This is a genomic window from Capnocytophaga sp. H2931 (genome assembly GCF_002302535.1).
GTDB classification, from domain to species: domain Bacteria; phylum Bacteroidota; class Bacteroidia; order Flavobacteriales; family Flavobacteriaceae; genus Capnocytophaga; species Capnocytophaga canis.
In genome coordinates this window covers 1,220,450-1,238,853 of sequence record NZ_CP022381.1, presented here as the reverse complement: position 1 = coordinate 1,238,853, position 18,404 = coordinate 1,220,450, and the positions used below count along the sequence as shown (strand labels likewise).

Here is an 18,404-nt window from a genome sequence, read left to right as displayed (position 1 = left end):
GACTCAACATCAATCAGCCTTACAAACTAAAATTTCACATTCACTCCCGAATACACTCCAAAGGGATGACCAGGACGCAAGCCTGCGGGATGTCGCGATACCAAATAGGTTTTATTGGTGATATTCACAGCATTTACCGTCAATGTCAAATACTTATTGATACGAGCCTTTGCCGAAGCATCGATAATGGTATGTGCAGGGACTGTGTTTCGCTCTGCAAGTACCCCCTGACCTGGTGTGGTTCTCATATCGCCGTTGTAACGCACCCCTACGTGCAATTCGAAGCCCTTGTATTCAGCCCCCAAGCCGGCGTTAAAGCTGTGTTTGTTGATGTATGGGATTTCATCGCCCACAAATACACGTCCCCAAGTGTTTTCCTCAAACGAGTTCAACATTTCCGTATCCGTATAAGTGTATGAAAGCTGCAACGGAAGCCTCAATTTGTATTCTTTTGGAATGGGTTGGAAGTGCAACATTGCTTCCGCACCTTTCACAAGTGCTTCTCCCACATCAAATTGCTCCAACGTACCACTACCACCCGCCGCCGCAAGGTCGCTTCCCAACATATTGCTATATTTATTGCGGAAAAAGATGGCTTCGGCAGTTAATTGACCTACGGAAAGGCGTGTTCCCACCTCCACATTGATACTATTTTCAGGTTTTTGGTTCATTCCTGCACTTGGAGGCGAAAAACCTTTGTGAATTCCCGAGAAAACTGACCAAGCGGGGACAATTCGGTAATGTAATCCCAAACTCGGAATAAAAACACGAGCCGGATTACTCACTTCACGACGAATTTTACCCGAACGGCGTACGTCGTTTTTGGTAAAGTCTTTCTTATGCAAATGTATATCCTCGTAACGCAAACCCGCCGACAGGGTCAGTCCGCGATACGTCAATTTGGACAAAAAATAGGTAGCCAAAGCCGTTGCCGAAGTGATTCGGTTTGCTTGCGAGCCGTGAATGGCAGGCAGGAAGAGTTTCATTTTTCCGTTTTCGATGGCATAGCTATCGTCCCACTGAAATCGGTCTTCGGCATCGCCGTGATAACGCAATCCCGCCTCTACGTCCATAAAAATATCGTTAATATAGAAATGATAATCGAATTTGGTTTGCAAACCACGCGAGTAATAGCCTCGGTTGTTGGCCCTTACAATCAGTCCTTCGCCGTTGTAGTCGGTTTTTCCTGTCAGAATATCGAAATACAGATGATTTGTTTCGGGGTCATCCAAAACGGCATTGATAGAACGCTTTTCGGCAGACGTTATCCCTGCTTTTATGTCATTGAGCTTGTACCAATTACGATGGAAAGTGTTGTAATAAGCGTTCGTGGTGATTTTCATTCGCGGAGAAATACTAATCAAGTAGGTAGCAACCCATTGGGTATGCTTGGTGGTGATATTGTCCATTTGAGAGCCAGCGTATCGGAGGAAAGGCGTCTTTTTGAAATCGGCTTCGGATAATCCGACGTACGTTTCATCAGAATCTTCATCGGCATAACCGAATTTTACTTCAAAGGAATGGTTTACGCCTTCTTCTTTATCGGTTTTTGCTATTATTTTGGCAATAAAATCATTACGTTTGATAGCTGCTTTTTGATTGTCGGGCAATTTTTTAAATCCATCGGACTGAAAACGCAGATACTCTACCAAATATCCGAAATTTTTATGACTATTCCCGAAGTTGAAATGCGTTTTAAAGGTTTGATTTGTTCCGTAAGAGGCGTTTAATTTTCCTGCCAACTTTGAAGGAATGGGCGTGGACACCATATTAATAGCCCCACCTGTGGTAAAAGGTCCGTACTGCACCTGGCTACTTCCTTTGAGGACTTCCACGGCACTCATTCGGGCTGCGTTTGGGAAATAATATGCCGCAGGAGCCGAATAGGGGGCGGGAGCTGCTAAAATTCCGTCTTCCATCAGGGTAATTTTTTCGCTGCGTTCGGCTTTTGTCCCGCGAAGACTGATGTTGGGGCGGAGCCCGTAACCGTCTTCCTCATAGACGTTTACCCCAGGTACGGCTTTGAGCATTCGGTTAATGTCAGTATATCCCATTTTTTGGATTTCCGCCGGTGCGATGTAATAAGCTGACCCAGTGCGGTTTCGAGCTTGGAATTTGCTTCCTAAGATTTGATTAGCAGTAACTATGACTTCTTGTAATTCCTGAATGGAATCTTTCTTTTGCTGCTGAGCCTCTTGTGCAAAAATGCTACCAAACACAGACAAAAACAGAAAGAAACTTATCTTATAACGGTACATATAGTGCATACGTTTAACTTAGATTAAATTTTCAGGCGCAAAAGTAAAATTAATTTAGGATAAATCCAAATAAAAAGTTAAAAAGATTAACACCTCAAAATAAGTACCCTTAGGGATATGTTGTCGTACAAGTTTGTTGGTATTTTCATTGAATCCTCGCTCTCAAGAACAATACGGATTGGCAAAATAAAAAACAGGCTTAATGGACATTTTTTAGGCTGCAAACTCTGGAATCCCTTATTGTTACTACCTTTGTAGGCTATCAAAGGTTATGAATAAAAAAAGTGCTTTTACTGTGGTAAGAATTTTACCAAGAAAAATGGACTAGTTAAAGGAGTCCAATTGTATAAATGCCAACATTGTGGCAAATAATTTTTAGGCGGAAATAGAATAAATAATAAGCTATTATGGGAAGAATATACCGTTGGAAAACAAACCTATTCTCAACTCGCCAAGAAATATAATTGTTCAATAAAAACCATTCAGAGACGAATTGATAAGGTCAAAATCAGTGTAGAAAAACCTATTGCAAGAAAGGTTATCGTTTTGATGGATACTACCTATTGGGGGCAGAAACTTTGGTGTAACTCTTTTCAAAGATGCTATTACCAAAGAGAACTTACTGAAATACTATGTTCGAAATGAAACCAATGCTATTTATACACAAGGAATTGAAAAATTGAAGGCGTTAGGTTTTCAAATCCAAGCTATTGTATGCGATGGAAGGAAGGGGCTTATTCAATCATTTAACGGAATTCCAGTTCAGATGTGCCAATTTAGCTCATTAGATTTTTATTTTTTTATGGAATTCGCTGATTTAAAAATTCATCAGTCAGCTATTATAAGAAGATATTTGACCAAAAAGCCAAAATTAGAAGCAGCAAAGGAATTAATGAAAATAGTTGATTTGATGGTTATTACTGATAAAGAATCTTTTGAAGGGGCTTTGAGTTTATGGTTTGAAAAGTGGGAAGATTTTCTAAATGAAAGAACTGTTAATATTTTGACAAACAAGAGTTTCTATACACATAAAAAACTTAGAAGTGCTTACAGAAGTTTAAAAAACAATCTGCCTTGGTTGTTTACTTGGTATGATAATTATGAATTAGGCATTCCCAATACAACTAATGCTATTGACGGTCATTTTGCTGATTTAAAGAATAAATTACGCAGTCATAATGGATTGTCCTTAAAGCGTAAAATGAGGTTTATAGATGAGTTTTTAAAGGCATAGAAGCTCTCTAAAAATATCAATCAGACAAAGAAAATGCTATTTAAATTCAAATCAAAATTTAGTAAAAAATTAGAGCCTAAAAAATGTCCATTAGAAACAATCGTCTAAAAAACAGCCTAATTTTTGTCCATTATACCAAAAAACAAGAAACCGAAAAATTTTAACATATATCCTTACTTCACTGTAAAGGGTTAGTATATAGGTTACTACACGGTTTATGGCTGATTTTCGTAATAAAAAAGAGGCTGCCCTAAATTTTTAAGACAGCCTGATTATGGTATGTTATTTTTACTACATTTTGATTTTTACACCCGCAAAAATAGTTCTTGGCAATGCTGGGCCATAAATGTACGTTGGGTCACGTTCCACGCCTTTGTCGAAATCTTTTTGATATTCATTAAAGATGTTTTTTACTCCTGCACTTAGCTCCATATCAAAAAAGTCATTGAAAGAAAGATTGTAAACGGTGTTAAGACCAAAATCGAACATTCCTTTAGAAGTTTTTAATGCGTTTTCACCTTCGTGGAATAGTTCCATAGCTCCTGTGTAAACGCTTGTTAAATTCAGAGTCCATTTTTCTGTAGGTCTGTACGAAGCGGTTAAGTTTCCATAGATGGATGGCGAACGCAATATTTTATCGGTTTCCGCTATAACGGTTCCATCTTCTTCTTCAGCAACAACTTGAGATTTGCTAAATCTTGAACTTTGGAAAGTACTTCCCAATTGGAAAGCAAATTTGGAGTTAGGAGCATATTTGAATTCCACATTAATTCCTTTTACAGTAGCTCTATTACCATTTTGTTTCTGTTTTACTAAAAGTTCATCCTCATCCTCTCCTTCTATCGCAACATAATGGAATGGATTATCCAAATTGGTGTAGAAAGCTTCAAGCATCGCTACTATTTGGTGTCCATCATGCGAATGGTTATATTCTAACGAAGCCGAGAAGCTATCAGAAGTTTCTTTTTTCAGATCCGAAGCAAGTTCCACACGGCGTACATCTCCTGTAATCAATTCAGAGTGAACGTCTTCCGAATAGAATAACGGAGCTCTAAACCCTCGTGAGTATGTTCCTCGTGCAATTACCTCTTTGGTGATATTGTAAAGTAAACTTGCTCTTGGATTCAAAGCCGATACTGATTTTGCTAATAAATTAGAATTGATATTATCCAAACGCAATCCTGCTAAAACCTTAAATTTCGGTGTGATTTTCCAATCCACTTGTGAATACACGCCTAAAATATGCTGATCTTGATTTACCCCTAAGATTTCAGGATTACGACGATTTTCTGCGATTTCATCATATTTATACTCTGCACCTGAAGTCCATTGTAAACTATTTTCATTTACATAGAATTGAGCGGTATGTTGTCCACCTAACACCCAAATGTTTTCACGGGTAATTCCGTAGTTAAGCCCTTCTAAATCATACTCATCATTTTCAACGTCGTATGCTCCGTAGTAATTGTTTGCTCTTGTGCGTTGTCCACTAATGAATGCCGACCATTTGTTGTTGTACGTTGGTGAATAATAGTCATAAGTAGCATTTCCTCCGATGTTGTTAGTTCTGATGGATTCAGCGATGTCCGCCATATGTTCGGGCATGTCGAATTTATTTCCTCCACGACGATCTTCATTCCCGATGTTTAACTCTCCAACTAATTTTTTTCTTTCAGAAATATTATTAAAAAATTTGGCTCCTACGTTCAGATTTCTCAAGCGTGTTAATTCCGAAAAACCATCGTCATTAGCATCGTAAGGTTGTCTCCAACGATTTACCCCATAGAAAGAAATTCCTCTTTGCAAATCATCGCTCACTAAGGAAGCATTGAATGATGCTACTAAATCTTCTGACTTTCCTGCAATCAATGAAGAGGTAATTCCTGCTTGCATCGAATTTTCAGTTGGATTTTTAGTAATAATATTGATTGTTCCTGCAACTGCACTTGCCCCGAACAAAGCCGACCCTCCTCCACGAATTACTTCAATGCGTTCAATCATACTTGTTGGAATTTGCTCCAAACCATAAACCCCGTTCAACGAACCAAAAATTGGGCGACTGTCAATCAAAATTTGTGAATAAGCCCCTTCCATTCCGTTGATTCTTACCTGTGAAAATCCACAATTTTGACAATTAACCTCAGTTCGCAATCCAGGCTGAAATACCAAACCTTCCATCAGTGTGGTAGCACGTACTTTTACTAAATCCTTTTGGCTGGTAACACTCACTAAAACAGGAGCTTCTTTACGGTTAAGGTGAGTTCTTGTTGCTGAAACAACTACCTCTTCAATCCCTAAAACATCTTCCTGTAATTGGATGTTTTTTTCAACAACTTTGTTTGAGGCAATATGAATTTTTTCAGAAAAAGGCACAAATCCTAATGAGTTGATTTTGAGTGTGTAATCGCCATTAGGAACTGAGAGTTTAAAAGCACCATTTTTGTCAGAAATCGCCCATTTTTTGTGATTTGCACTTTCCAATACCACCGTTACGGATTCTAACCGAGCTTTGTTGGAGGAAACGACTCCTTTTAAAACACCTTCTTGGGCATATATTATTAAGGAAAAAAGAAATAAAATAAGCGTAGAAAATACTTTCATAAATCTATTTTTTATTTGTTAAACTAAAATTTTCGGCAAAGCTAAAAAATATATTTGATATGCACAAAATAAAATTAGAATTATTTTAGATAAGATTTTTTATGTGCGATTTTTACTTTTGAAACAACCAAGAAAGGCTGTTCGAAAAAGTTTCCAACAGCCTTCTAATCATGGTATTTCTAAAATCATAATGGATACTACTTAGCGTAGATTACATACGTAATTGTTTGATAATCCGATTTGTAATCAGCTCCGTTATGCGTTCCTGTCTCCTTTTTAGAGTATGAATATTCTACAATGTACTTTCCTTTCCAAGGTAATGTGAATGAAATTTCACCTTTGTGATTGGAACGAAATGATTGTCCCCAACCATTTTCATACGAAATGTTCACACGCTCTTTTTCTGCCACATTTCCTTCTTTCAAGATTTTGATTTTATTTTTTTGCCCAACTTTAAAATCCGTATTTTCAGCCGATAGCTGTACAGGCAGATTTCCAAATTGTAACTCCTTTTTTTCCTTAGAATTTACATTCACAAAAGCTACCGATTGATAAGTGATTTTCATCTCGCGAAATACATCTTTCACCAAATGAGCCACACTCACAGTATATGTCCCTTTTTCAGTAGGAGTAAAAAACGCAACATAATGACTTTCACGTTTCGTTTTTTGTAAACTTTCAACTTTGCCTGACGGATAAGTAACTTTCACATCAATATCTCTGATATCAGAGAACCACTTTTCACTAAATGTTGGACTCTCTAATTCTCCAAAAAAGATTTTTACTTCGTGTTGTTTGTTGAGTTTTCCTGAAGTGTTGGTTTCTAACCAAACGGTATGTGCTTTAGCAGTGATTGCCAAGCAGAATAAAACGATAAAACTGATTGTTTTCTTCATCATAATATGTATTAAAGTTAATAAGTTACTTATATAAAAAACGTTTGCTTTTCTGAGGAATCTATCACTACAGCATCTTTCAGAGATATAAAGATTTAGATAACATGTAGCCAGCCAATCCTCTCGAGTTAAACTGAGAAAATAATACCTAAGATAGATGTTTTTTCTATGTGTATCTTCTCAATGAACTGATTTTAAACAAATGAAATTCATAAATAGGAGGCAAATATAACAAATTATTTTTATTTAGAACAAATGTAGATAAAATTAATGTTATTTTCAGGCATTCTTTTTACTCATCTGAAATCGGTTAAGATTAGTTGTATGCCATATTTTTTGGAAAAATTCATATATTTGCACTCAGATATAAACTTAATTTATCTATTCTAACATAAATAAAACATTCTCTTGTACGCAATTCTTGACATTGAGACCACGGGCGGGAAATTTAATGAAGAAGGCATCACTGAAATTGCCATCTATCGTTTTGATGGACACGAAGTTGTTGATCAATTCATAACCCTTATTAATCCTGAACGCGAAATACAAGATTTTGTAGTGAAGCTCACAGGTATTAACAACAAAATGTTGCGAAATGCGCCAAAATTTTATGAAGTGGCTAAACGAATTATCGAAATCACGCAGGATTGTGTGATTGTTGCCCATAATGCAAGTTTTGATTATCGCATTTTGCAGACGGAATACCGACGCTTGGGGTACGATTTTTCTCGTACCACACTCTGTACAGTTGAATTAGCACAACGATTAATTCCGGGTAAAGAATCTTATAGTTTAGGTAAGTTAGCACGTTCTTTGGGAATTCCAGTTAGTGAGCGACATAGAGCTTGTGGTGATGCACTTGCCACAGTCAAACTCTTTAAATATCTCTTAGAAAAAGACAGTAAAAAAGAGATTATCACTACGTATTTGAAAAGCAATGCTCCTACAATAAATGTCCGCCATATTCGTATGCTGGATGAGTTACCCGAACGTTTGGGAGTGTACTATATGTACAATGAAGCGGGAGAAATCATCTACATCGGAAAGAATAAGAATATCAAAAAACGAGTGACGCAACATTTTTCCTCACCCTTGAAGCGAGATGTTTTATTGCAAAAACAAACATATAAAATTACATACGAAGAAACAGGAAATGAACTCATTACACGATTGAAGGAGCTACACGAGTTGGAGCATAACAACCCCAAATACAACAAAAATAATAAGTCAAATACAACAAAAATCAACTATGTTTTGACTTCGCACTTTAATCGCAGTGGATATCTTTGTTTTTCAACCGAGATGTTTCAAACACAAAAAACATCGTTCATAACTACTTTTGAAACAATTCACCAGGCTCAAAATTTTCTGTATCAGATTACAGAAGAATTTGGATTATGCCCCAAACTGCAGCGGCTGTCGGAGGCTAAAAAAAATTGTCATAACTACACTATCAAAAAATGTAATGGAGCGTGTATTGATGAAGAAGCTGTGGAAATTTACAACCAACGTGCCGAGCAGGTAATAAAAAAGTATGGCTTTGTAAATCAAACCATTGCTATCATTGACAAAGGACGTACATTTGATGAGAAGAGTGTGATTTTGGTCGTGAACGGAATCGTCAAAGGTTACGGATTTTTTAATTTGAATTATCAACTATCACAGGTAGAAATCTTGGAGAATTTGATCACGCCTTTGCCTAATTCATTAAAAAACAGACATATCATACAATCGTACGTTCGAAATCATAAAGTAAAAATAATACCAATAAACACACAAAATTCAATATCTTATGAATAAGCAAACCTTACTTGTAATTTTACTACTTATCTCATTGGGGATAAATGTTTTCTTTCTATTCCGTGCGGAAAGAAACGAAATCGAATTTGCTGAGGTTCCCAAAGTGGACTCTGAACAGGTTGCTACAGCCGATGGTGACCGACAATCATTGTTGGACTCAATCCGTTCATTAGTTATTAAAAATAGTGATTTGCAATATTTTGATTTACAATACAATAACACTGCAAAGGATTATTTTATTGAACAAAGAATTGATAATCCTGAGGAGTTAGTGATGAATCAAATTTTGAAAACCAATACTGTGAAAGGAAAACACCCTTTGATTCGTTTTGCACCTAAAAATGAGAGTTTCCAAACTAATAAAATCAAAATCTTAAACCACAAATGGGCAATTTGTGATTTTTCTGATGGCAGACTTTGGGGGGAATTGCTTATAAAATATTACATCAACGAAGACAAAACAGTAGAATTGACTGTGATGGATGATTTGCTTTATCCCGAAGAAGGCAGAGATTAGCGTCTGATAATCATTCTCCCACAAACTGACGATATGTTCTCCACTTTTCGATACAATCAACCATATCCTGAGGCAGTTCCGAATCAAAACGTAAAATATCGCCTGTCACGGGATGCTCAAAGCCTAAGGTCTTTGCGTGTAATGCCTGACGGGGCAACACTTGGAAGCAATTCTCAACAAATTGTTTGTATTTAGCAAAAGTAGTACCTTTCAAAATTTTATCACCTCCATAGCGTTCGTCATTGAAAAGAGTGTGACCTAAATGCTTGAGGTGTACGCGAATTTGGTGTGTACGTCCAGTTTCTAACCTGCAAGAAATCAGGGTTACATATCCAAAGCGTTCCAAAACTTTGTAATGTGTGATAGCCTCTTTACCGTGGCTTCCATCTGGGAAAACAGCCATTTGCAATCGGTCTTTTAGGTGTCGTCCGATGTGTCCTTCTATCGTTCCTTCATCGTCTTTAACGTCACCCCATACCAAAGCAACATACTCACGTTCAGTTGTTTTGTGGAAAAATTGTTGAGCCAGATGTACCATCGCTGTTTCTGTTTTAGCGATGACTAAAAGTCCGCTGGTGTCTTTGTCAATACGATGCACCAGCCCTGGTCTATTGCTGCTGTTATTTGGCAGATTATCAAAATGATATACGAGAGCATTGATGAGTGTTCCACTATAATTTCCATGCCCTGGATGCACGACCATTCCCGCGGGTTTGTTAACGACTAATAGCTGATCGTCTTCAAACAGAATGTCGATTGGGATATTTTCTGGGGTAAGTAGCTCCTCATGTGGAGGGTGTGCAAACATGACTTTAACCTCGTCGTTAGCTTTAACCCGATAATTCGATTTGACAGCGATTCCATTAACGAATATATTTCCTTGTTTTGCAGCCTGTTGTACCTTGTTTCGGGTAGCATTTTCTACAAAATTCATCAAGAACTTATCCACTCGTAAAGGTTCCTGCCCTTTACCAGCCTTGAAACTGTAATGTTCGTAAAGCTCATCGCCTTTTTCAATATCTTCTTCCTCAAATGTAACCATTATTCCAATTCTTCCAAAGGTATAACAATCTCTTCAACCGCTGTAGAGTCAATAGGTTGTCCTGTAAATCCATTGCCACATGTCAAATCTATCTTTGAAGTTTTAATGAGTTGTTCCCCAGGCTCTACTTTTTGTCCGTTATGCGAAAGTTCTAACACCATGTCCTTACCGATGTCATCGACATAGGTGACTTTTCCAATTTCTAACCCAACCGATTTTAGTATGGCTTCAGCACTTCGTCTCGTAATTTGAATTACTTTTGGTATGGTTACTTTACGGTAGCCAGATGGATTAATCGTCAGGTAGATTTTACGCCCCTCTTTCACATGCTCCGTAGCTTCAGGATTTTGGCTGATTACCGAATATTTTGGAAATTTAGGATCATATGTAGCCGAGTCAAGTACCTCGTAACGTAGATCAATTTCTTTAAGCATAAAATCAACTTCGGTCAGTGTTTTCTTAGATAGGTCAGGTACAACTACATACTCACCATGGTTTGTCCATACTTTCAGTATTGATAGGGATATAAATCCTAAAAGGATTAACAAAATACAGGCTAAAACAACGTGTATGGCTAATTTTTTGACGTGCTTGTTCATTTGATTATTTTTTTTATTCTTAAATTTTTAAGGATTCGGAATTTGTTGTTACACTCTCCTAAGTTCTACATTTGGCTTATCTCCTTTGCTCTTGCTTGTCTAACAAATTTTGAGCTACGGATTGCACTAATGAAAGACATAAACTGAATAACAAAGCTCCTAAAAATCCGTTTACTTTGAATCCTTCAACCAATTGAGCTGCTAATAGGATAATGACCGCATTAATTACGAACATAAATAGACCTAAAGTAAGAATGGTTATAGGAATGGAAATAATTGCCAACACTGGTTTTACTAAAACATTCAGAATTGACAAGACAAAAGCTACTAAAATAGCTGAAAAATAATCAGTTATATGCGCTCCTGGCAATACATTTCCCAAAAGAAATATGATAACTGATGTGATTAATAAACTTACGATATATTTCATTTTAGCTATGAATTTACAATTACAGATAATAGAAAAGCCCTTTCTCGAGATTTTTATTTCCTATCGCTCTTGAATTAAAACACGCACACGCTCAATTTTGTTTGCTGAGCATTCTTCAATAACAAAATCAAATGGAGCAAGTTCCACAATTTCGCCTTGTGAGGGAATGCCTTCGTTAGAGGAAACTATCAACCCGCCAAGAGTTTCATATTCCTCACTTTCAGGCAGATTAAGTTTATAAGTTTCGTTGATATACTCCACCTCCAGACGTGCAGAGAACACAAATTCATTGTCGGATATTCTTTCCTCCACAAAGTCATCTTTATCGTGTTCATCTTCAATCTCCCCAAAAAGTTCCTCGACTATATCCTCCAGAGTGAGCATCCCTGAAGTACCCCCATATTCATCTAAAACCACGACCATACTTTTCCGTTTTCGTGTGAGCATATTGAGGATTTCGTTAATGAGCATAGTTTCAGGAATGTACGGAATTGGAATCAAAATACTTTTAATATCTTTAGGTTTTTTGAACATATCAAACGTATGTACATATCCCACAATATCATCAATATTTTCGTTGTAAACCAATATCTTAGAAAATCCTGAAGACACGAATGTATCAATGAGAACCTCTGGTTTTTCATTGATTTCGACTGCCACAATCTCAGTACGAGGAACCATAATTTCACGTGCTTTTACCCCCGAAAACTCCAATGCATTTTGAAAAATCTGTACCTCAGCATCAACTTCTTGTTTCTCTGGAACGTTTTCCATCTGTTCGGAAATATAGTCCACAAGTTCTAATTTTGTGAACGATAACGGCACATAATCGCCCTTAGTTTTAAAGAATGTTTTCAGTATAAAATCTGAAATCCAAATGACAAAATTCGATATTGGAGAAAACAACCAATAGAAAAAATATGCGGGAATAGCCAATATTTTTAATAATTGATTAGCGTAAATTTGAAAAAAAACTTTCGGCATGAACTCTGCCGTGATAAGAATAATCAAGGTCGAGATTACGGTATGCCACAACACATTTTGAAAAAAAGGAGGTAACGTAGCTGTCATCACCCGCCCCATCTCAAATCCGTATAGTACCAATGTAATGTTATTGCCCACCAACATAGTTGTAATCAACTTCGAAGGTTTACGCGTTATTTTGGTCAACACATCGGCCAGTAATCCTCCTTGCTTCTTTTGGATTTCGATATGCACTTTATTGGAAGATACGTATGCAATCTCGAAACCTGAAAAAAAGGCAGATAAGATTAAGCATATGATTATTATGATGATAGAAACTGGTTCCATTGTTTCAAAATGATAGTGTTACCCAAATTAGTTGCAAAACTAAAAAAAACTTTGCTAAAATCTTAGTTTTTAGTAAAGTTTTTAGGCAAAACGCATAATATTTTTATTTCTGTAAGCTGTATAAGGGTTGCATAATCAGCTTTTTAGTTATTAAAATAAACTCTCAAATGAAGCATTTAAAAAAATCATTGTGAGGTGACTTAAAAAATGAACTTTTAGCACTATCAAAAAAAAGTATCTTTCGTAGCACAAGGGGTAAGCGAAAAGAAAATAAACACTACTCAACAGACGAGTTTAATTTTTTTGATATGTAAAATCAACTCTTTCAGGCACTTTGATAATTTGTTATTAAGAAAGTGTACATTTTTTGTAACTTTTTCTTCTTTCATTCGTCTCAAGAGTAGAAATCAATATTATATGAAAACCATATTACCGTTTTTATACCTAATTTTTGATACGACTCTTTACTCTCAAGATGCCCCTTCTTTCAGGAGAAGTAAAAAATCAGTAACGAAAACTCGATGAATTTGTAAATGTTACCTAAAGAAACATGATAAACCAGTGCTATGTACACTTACCAATTCCTGAATTACCTATATTTGACTGCTAATGCTGAAAATACGCATATTTCACATATTTATAAACACTAATAAAATTATCACAAAAAACCATGAAAAAATTAACATTGCTATTAATTCTTCTTTTTGTTTCAGTAGTTTCCTATTCTCAAACTAAATACTATAGTACGGACGGAAAAAATAGGCTGACCGAAACCGAATTAAAAGAAGTTATTTCCATTTTGGAAGATAAGATGACAAAAGCATTTAGCAGAAAAATGAACGCTAGCTTAGTAGTAAAGGAAACACTGATAAAAGAAGATTCAACCATCGTCATGGTCTCATTTGATATGTGTGGTAAAGAACAGAACGAACTTTTTAAATCAGGACCTCTTTCCGAACATAAAAATAAAGAACTTCCTAAATTCAGTTTGAACACCTTGAATGGCGTAAAATTCAATTCGGAGCAACTAAAAGGAAAGCCTACAATGATAAATTTTTGGTTTACCAAATGTGCTCCTTGTATCGACGAAATGCCTGTTTTAAATAAAATCAAGGAGAAATACAAAAATGATTTTAACTTTATAGCAGTTACCTATGAGAAGAAAGAAACCGTCGAAAATTTCCTAAAATCACACTCTTTTGATTTTGAACATTTAATTGATGCTAAAGATTTAATAAACCAATTAGGAATAAAGTCGTTTCCTCTAAATTTATTTTTGGACAAAAATGGTGTTTTACAATATGTAGAAGGAGGAATTCCATATAATTTTATTGACGAAAAAGAAAAGAAAATTGGAGAAGGAGATGAATTTATAAAAATTATCGAAAAACTAAAATCACTTTGATTAACAAAGCTTTACTTAACAAGTTAATTTATATTAATATGTTAGGGTAATTTTAATACTCCCGACAACTTTTTAGTAAGTAAAATATGAAAACACCTCTATCCCTTTGCTTATAGTTGTTTTTATTCCTCTTCAAACTGAAAAATTGATATAAAAAAGCCAAAAACCTCAGAAATTTTCTGAGGTTTTTTATTTAGTATTTTTGAAAAATTTTTACTCTTCTAAGACTGAAAATTCTGCTCCTGAAGCAAAATCTTGATTGTAAAGCTGTGTTAGTGCCGTAAATCGGATATAACGAGCTTTAACAGGTTTTTCCAAAAGTACTCGTTTGAGTTCCGCACTGGAATCAAATGTTCCCTTCTGAATTTCAGTCCAATTTTTGCCATCTGTGCTTACCGAAAAGCTGTATTCTTTCACTTTGCTGCTCCAACTATCGTAAGGCAAATACGTAAATCCTTTAATGGTACGTATTTCGCTCATATCAAAGTCCACCCAATGCGGATATTTTGCTACTGTAACTGAGTACATCGTGTGCCATATTGTATTGGGATTACCATCAACTAAGTTCTGAGCATCACCTTCGCCCGATTCCTCACTACTTGCAGAAATTACTCGGATAGGAATATTTTCTATACGATTGAAATTCATTTCTACTTTTGAGTCTGGTTTTCCTTCAAACCAAGCGGTTACTTTTCCTCCTTTTCGTAGTGGAATGGGTAGATTATATTTTGAAGGTTTTCCTTTTCCGTCAATGGTATAAACTATTTTAGCAAAACTGTCTGCTGAATTAATACTCACATTTCCAAAATAATCACGTGAAATAGAAATAGGAATTTCCCCTGACGCCTTTACGCCTACCATTGCTTCGATATTTCCACTAAGAACAGGACGAATCATAAAACTTGTAATATGCGAACCTCCGGATAAAACACGATCTTTTGAAAGAGGTGCTCCTTGTCCGCAACTGTTTCCGCCTAAGCCTGTTACAGCAATATCTAAATTAAGATATGTGTCCTTAGCCTTAGGCAATTCGTGTGGATGTCCTGCTAAAATCATATCTTTTGCTGTGTATTGCAATGCAGAAGCCGACATTGGCTCATTCGGAATGAAAATCGCTCCATTCCCCTGATTATCAGTAAGTGAAATCCACCTGACTTCTTCGTGATTGCCCATATCCTGCGGTTTGGGGAAGTGTACAAATTCATCTTTTACCTTACCCGAAAATTTTTCAATAAAAGCCCCCGTTTTGCGGTCGTTGTAATTGTCGTGTTTTCCGCGTCCGTAATAGGTCAGGTTTTCATATTGCTGCGGAATGGTCATCACGTATCCCAATCGCGGAAGTGTCAGCCACAAATCGTTGGAAGTGATGGCGGCTTGTAGTTCTACGCTTCCGTCTGGATAAACGGTATATATCTGATTAGTAATGAATTTAAAATCGTTTTTACCAAATTTTTGGTCGGTAAGCTCTTCGATTTTGTTTTTGCCCGAACTGGTGCCTCCGTGAATTTTAGCCGCATTCGGAGCTTGTGAGACGACCGTGAAATACACTGAAACCGAACCATTTTTGTTATGTATCATCTGGTAAGAAATAACCTCGTCCTTTAAGTTATGAAGTCCTTTCTCAAACCATTTTTGGTAAAACCAATTATCGTTATTTACGAAAGCCCGTAACGCATTGATTTTAGGTCCGTTCCCGTTTTCGATAATTACTTCGTTCCCATATTGCAGACTGAAAATAGTTCCTGTTTTTGTGTCAAATTTTGCCGTAAAATCGTTGTTTTTCAATACTTTTAGGTTTCCTTCCTCAGAAAGTTGAATTTTCCCGCCTTTGGCTATTTCCAAAACGGAAGGTTTTTGCGAAGGCGATTTCAACAAAAATTGTTCTTCTGCCTGAACATAACCTCTTGAAGCCCAAGGTTTATCTTCTTTCAGTTTGAACTGAATTTTCAAAAAATATTCCGAAGTAGGTTTTAAAAGCGATTGATTATAAGGCACTTTCACCGTTTTTTTGCTTCGTGCCGGAATGTTGCCAATAGTTAAATTTCCTTTTTCAATTGATTTTCCGTCTTCAAATAAGAACCATTCTACATCATAATCCGATAAGTCCTTGAAATAGTTCTTGTTAAAGATTTCAATCTCATTGCCTAAGTTTTTCATTCCAACGTACTGATACACTTTTTTCACCTCGTAATATTGCGGTTTGGGGGTCATATCGGCAAAGATAATCCCGTTCATAACAAACTGACCGTCATTAGGAAAGTCGCCAAAATCACCTCCGTAAGCAAAGTAGCGTTTACCTTCTTTGGTGTAATTGTACATCGCTTGGTCAATCCAATCCCAAATCGCACCTCCACAAATAAAGTTGCTCGACTCGATGGCTTCCCAATAATCTATCAAATTCCCCACCGCATTTCCCATAGAATGAGCATATTCCGAAATGTGGAACGGATATTTGATATTGTGCGTTCCTGCCGCAGCCCCTTTCATCCAAGCGATGGACGGATATTGGTTTGAACCCATATCCACAATGTCGTTATTTCGCTCATACTGAACAGGGCGCGATGGGTCGAACTTTTTAAGAGCGTTGTAAGCCGTTACGAAGTTTTCGCCCGGTCCTGCCTCATTTCCGAGCGACCAAATCACAATCGAAGGGCTATTTACCGTAGCGTGAGCCATTTCCATTACCCGTGCCACGTGGGCTTTTTCCCATTCTTTGGGGTGCGAAAGCGATTCTTTTCCGTAGTAATACTGATGCGATTCGATGTTGGCTTCATCTTCCAAATAAATACCGTATTTATCGCACAAATAGTACCAATACGGGTCGTCAGGGTAATGTGAATTTCGCACGTGGTTGATGTTGGCTCGTTGCATCAATTTTATTTCGTCTTCCATCTGTTGGCGAGTGATGGCGTGTCCGCGTTCGGGATTGGTTTCGTGCCGATTTACTCCTTTGAATTTGACGGTTTTGCCGTTTACGTAAAAATATCGTCCCGCTTTGCCAAATTCGTCGTCTTCGGCTTTGGTGTCTTTAATTTCCACTTTACGGAAGCCCGTGTAGGTGGAAACAGTTTCTATCACGTTGTTTTTCTTGTCTTTAAGCTGAGCCACCAATACATAACGGTGCGGAAATTCGCTCGACCATTTTTTAGGATTTTCCAACGGAAATTGGGTTTTAATGATTGATGATTTTTGTGAAGAAACATCAAAGGAAGTCGAAAAAATAGGCTTTCCAACTTCTTTATTTTCATCGGAATAGAGTTTCGTTTCGTAAAGTGAATATTCTATTTTGTAGCCTTTGACTTGTTTTTTATCCAGATTTCGGATTTCTGCCGAAATAGTGAGTTCTCCGTTTTGGTAATTTTTGTCCAAATCAGGAATTACCTGCAAATCACGTATTTGCACTTTCGGTGTAGCAGTTAATGCCACCGAACGGAAAATTCCCGCCAAGCGAAACATATCCTGAGCTTCCAAAAACGAGCCGTCCGAGTTTCGGTACACTTCCACCGCCACCGTATTTTTTCCTTTTTGCAGATATTTGGTGATGTTGAACGCCGCCAAATTGCGGGAATTTTTTGAAAAACCGACATATTTTCCGTTTATCCACAGATAGAAAAAGGAATCCACACCATCGAAATTGATAAACACTTCACGATTTTTCCAATCCTGCGGAATGGTGAAATCTCTGCGGTACGACCCGACTTCGTTTCTGTAAACATAAGTTGTCCAAGTAGTTGGTGGCGTACGCATTACACCTTTTCGCCAATCGTCCACCTTGCGTTCGTGGTAAAAAATCACAGGCTGATTGACGTAAATCGGCACACCGTATTTGAGCGTTCCGTCTTTCTGTACGCCGTAAATGTTCCAATTCGATGGTACGGGAATTTCCTCCCACGAAGCCACGTCGTAGCTTGGTTTGTAAAACTCTTTCGGACGCTCCTCAGGGGTTTTTACCCAATGGAATTTCCAATTTCCGTCAAGCGATTGCCTATATTTGGAATTTTCGGGCAACACCTTGCGTGCCGACTGCTTATCGGCAAACGAGAAAAAATAGGCTTTGGGCTGCTCTTTGTTCAGGGCGAGTTCCTCCACCGATTCCCATTCCTTGCCTGTGGGAGCTTGTTGGTCGCCATAAGCATAGCCAAGGAGAGGCTGCTGTTGAGCGAAAATAAAATTGGAAAATACCAATCCTACAATCAAACTTACTTTGTTAATGTGTTGTATCATAATTTTAGTTGAAAAAACAATTTGCACAAAGGTAATGAAAAAATTGACGGTTTCCAATGAAAAAAAGACAAAGCCCAAAAAAAATGG

The 18,404-nt window shown here is 37.1% G+C and carries 12 protein-coding genes; 4 read left to right on the top strand and 8 right to left on the bottom strand.

Going from position 1 to position 18,404, the window contains the following annotated elements; translation table 11 throughout:
- Nucleotides 1–26: 26 nt before the first annotated feature.
- Nucleotides 27–2,258, bottom strand: a complete 2,232-nt coding sequence (locus CGC52_RS05255) for a TonB-dependent receptor domain-containing protein (RefSeq protein ID WP_095894464.1) — start codon at nt 2,256–2,258, stop codon at nt 27–29.
- Nucleotides 2,259–2,937: 679 nt separating this feature from the next.
- Here CGC52_RS05255 and CGC52_RS05250 point away from each other — a divergent pair.
- Nucleotides 2,938–3,492, top strand: coding sequence for a hypothetical protein (locus CGC52_RS05250; RefSeq protein WP_232751846.1), 555 nt, complete (start codon nt 2,938–2,940; stop codon nt 3,490–3,492).
- Between the two features lie 291 nt (nt 3,493–3,783).
- Here the strand turns inward: CGC52_RS05250 and CGC52_RS05245 are convergent, their stop codons facing one another.
- Together CGC52_RS05245 and CGC52_RS05240 are read right to left on the bottom strand one after the other, a co-directional pair.
- Entirely contained in the window at nt 3,784–6,093 is a 2,310-nt protein-coding gene (locus tag CGC52_RS05245; protein WP_095893644.1) for a TonB-dependent receptor, read from the bottom strand.
- 197 nt (nt 6,094–6,290) lie between these two features.
- Nucleotides 6,291–6,989, bottom strand: a complete 699-nt coding sequence (locus tag CGC52_RS05240) for a DUF4198 domain-containing protein (RefSeq protein ID WP_095893643.1) — start codon at nt 6,987–6,989, stop codon at nt 6,291–6,293.
- 408 nt (nt 6,990–7,397) lie between these two features.
- Between CGC52_RS05240 and CGC52_RS05235 the strand changes: the two genes are divergently transcribed.
- On the top strand, nt 7,398–8,789 hold the full coding sequence (locus CGC52_RS05235; protein ID WP_042005404.1) for an exonuclease domain-containing protein: 1,392 nt from the start codon (nt 7,398–7,400) through the stop codon (nt 8,787–8,789).
- On the top strand, nt 8,782–9,306 hold the full coding sequence (locus CGC52_RS05230) for a hydrolase (protein WP_095893642.1): 525 nt from the start codon (nt 8,782–8,784) through the stop codon (nt 9,304–9,306). The genes CGC52_RS05235 and CGC52_RS05230 overlap by 8 nt, the downstream gene beginning before the upstream one ends.
- 10 nt (nt 9,307–9,316) lie before the next feature.
- On the opposite strand, the gene CGC52_RS05225 is transcribed toward CGC52_RS05230, so the two are convergent.
- From CGC52_RS05225 to CGC52_RS05210, 4 genes are all read right to left on the bottom strand, one after another.
- Nucleotides 9,317–10,348, bottom strand: coding sequence for an RluA family pseudouridine synthase (locus tag CGC52_RS05225; RefSeq protein WP_095893641.1), 1,032 nt, complete (start codon nt 10,346–10,348; stop codon nt 9,317–9,319).
- Entirely contained in the window at nt 10,348–10,947 is a 600-nt protein-coding gene (locus CGC52_RS05220) for a PASTA domain-containing protein (protein ID WP_095893640.1), read from the bottom strand. The genes CGC52_RS05225 and CGC52_RS05220 overlap by 1 nt, the downstream gene beginning before the upstream one ends.
- Nucleotides 10,948–11,023: 76 nt before the next feature.
- Nucleotides 11,024–11,377: a phage holin family protein gene (locus CGC52_RS05215; protein ID WP_095893639.1), complete on the bottom strand. Its 354-nt coding sequence runs from the start codon at nt 11,375–11,377 to the stop codon at nt 11,024–11,026.
- A gap of 60 nt (nt 11,378–11,437) precedes the next feature.
- Complete coding sequence (locus tag CGC52_RS05210; protein ID WP_095893638.1) at nt 11,438–12,688, bottom strand: hemolysin family protein; 1,251 nt, start codon at nt 12,686–12,688, stop codon at nt 11,438–11,440.
- A 670-nt stretch (nt 12,689–13,358) separates the two neighbouring features.
- Here CGC52_RS05210 and CGC52_RS05205 point away from each other — a divergent pair.
- Complete coding sequence (locus tag CGC52_RS05205; protein ID WP_095893637.1) at nt 13,359–14,093, top strand: TlpA disulfide reductase family protein; 735 nt, start codon at nt 13,359–13,361, stop codon at nt 14,091–14,093.
- A gap of 213 nt (nt 14,094–14,306) precedes the next feature.
- Here CGC52_RS05205 and CGC52_RS05200 read toward each other — a convergent pair whose 3' ends face one another.
- Nucleotides 14,307–18,317, bottom strand: a complete 4,011-nt coding sequence (locus CGC52_RS05200) for a glycoside hydrolase family 2 TIM barrel-domain containing protein (protein ID WP_095894463.1) — start codon at nt 18,315–18,317, stop codon at nt 14,307–14,309.
- Nucleotides 18,318–18,404 lie beyond the last annotated feature (87 nt).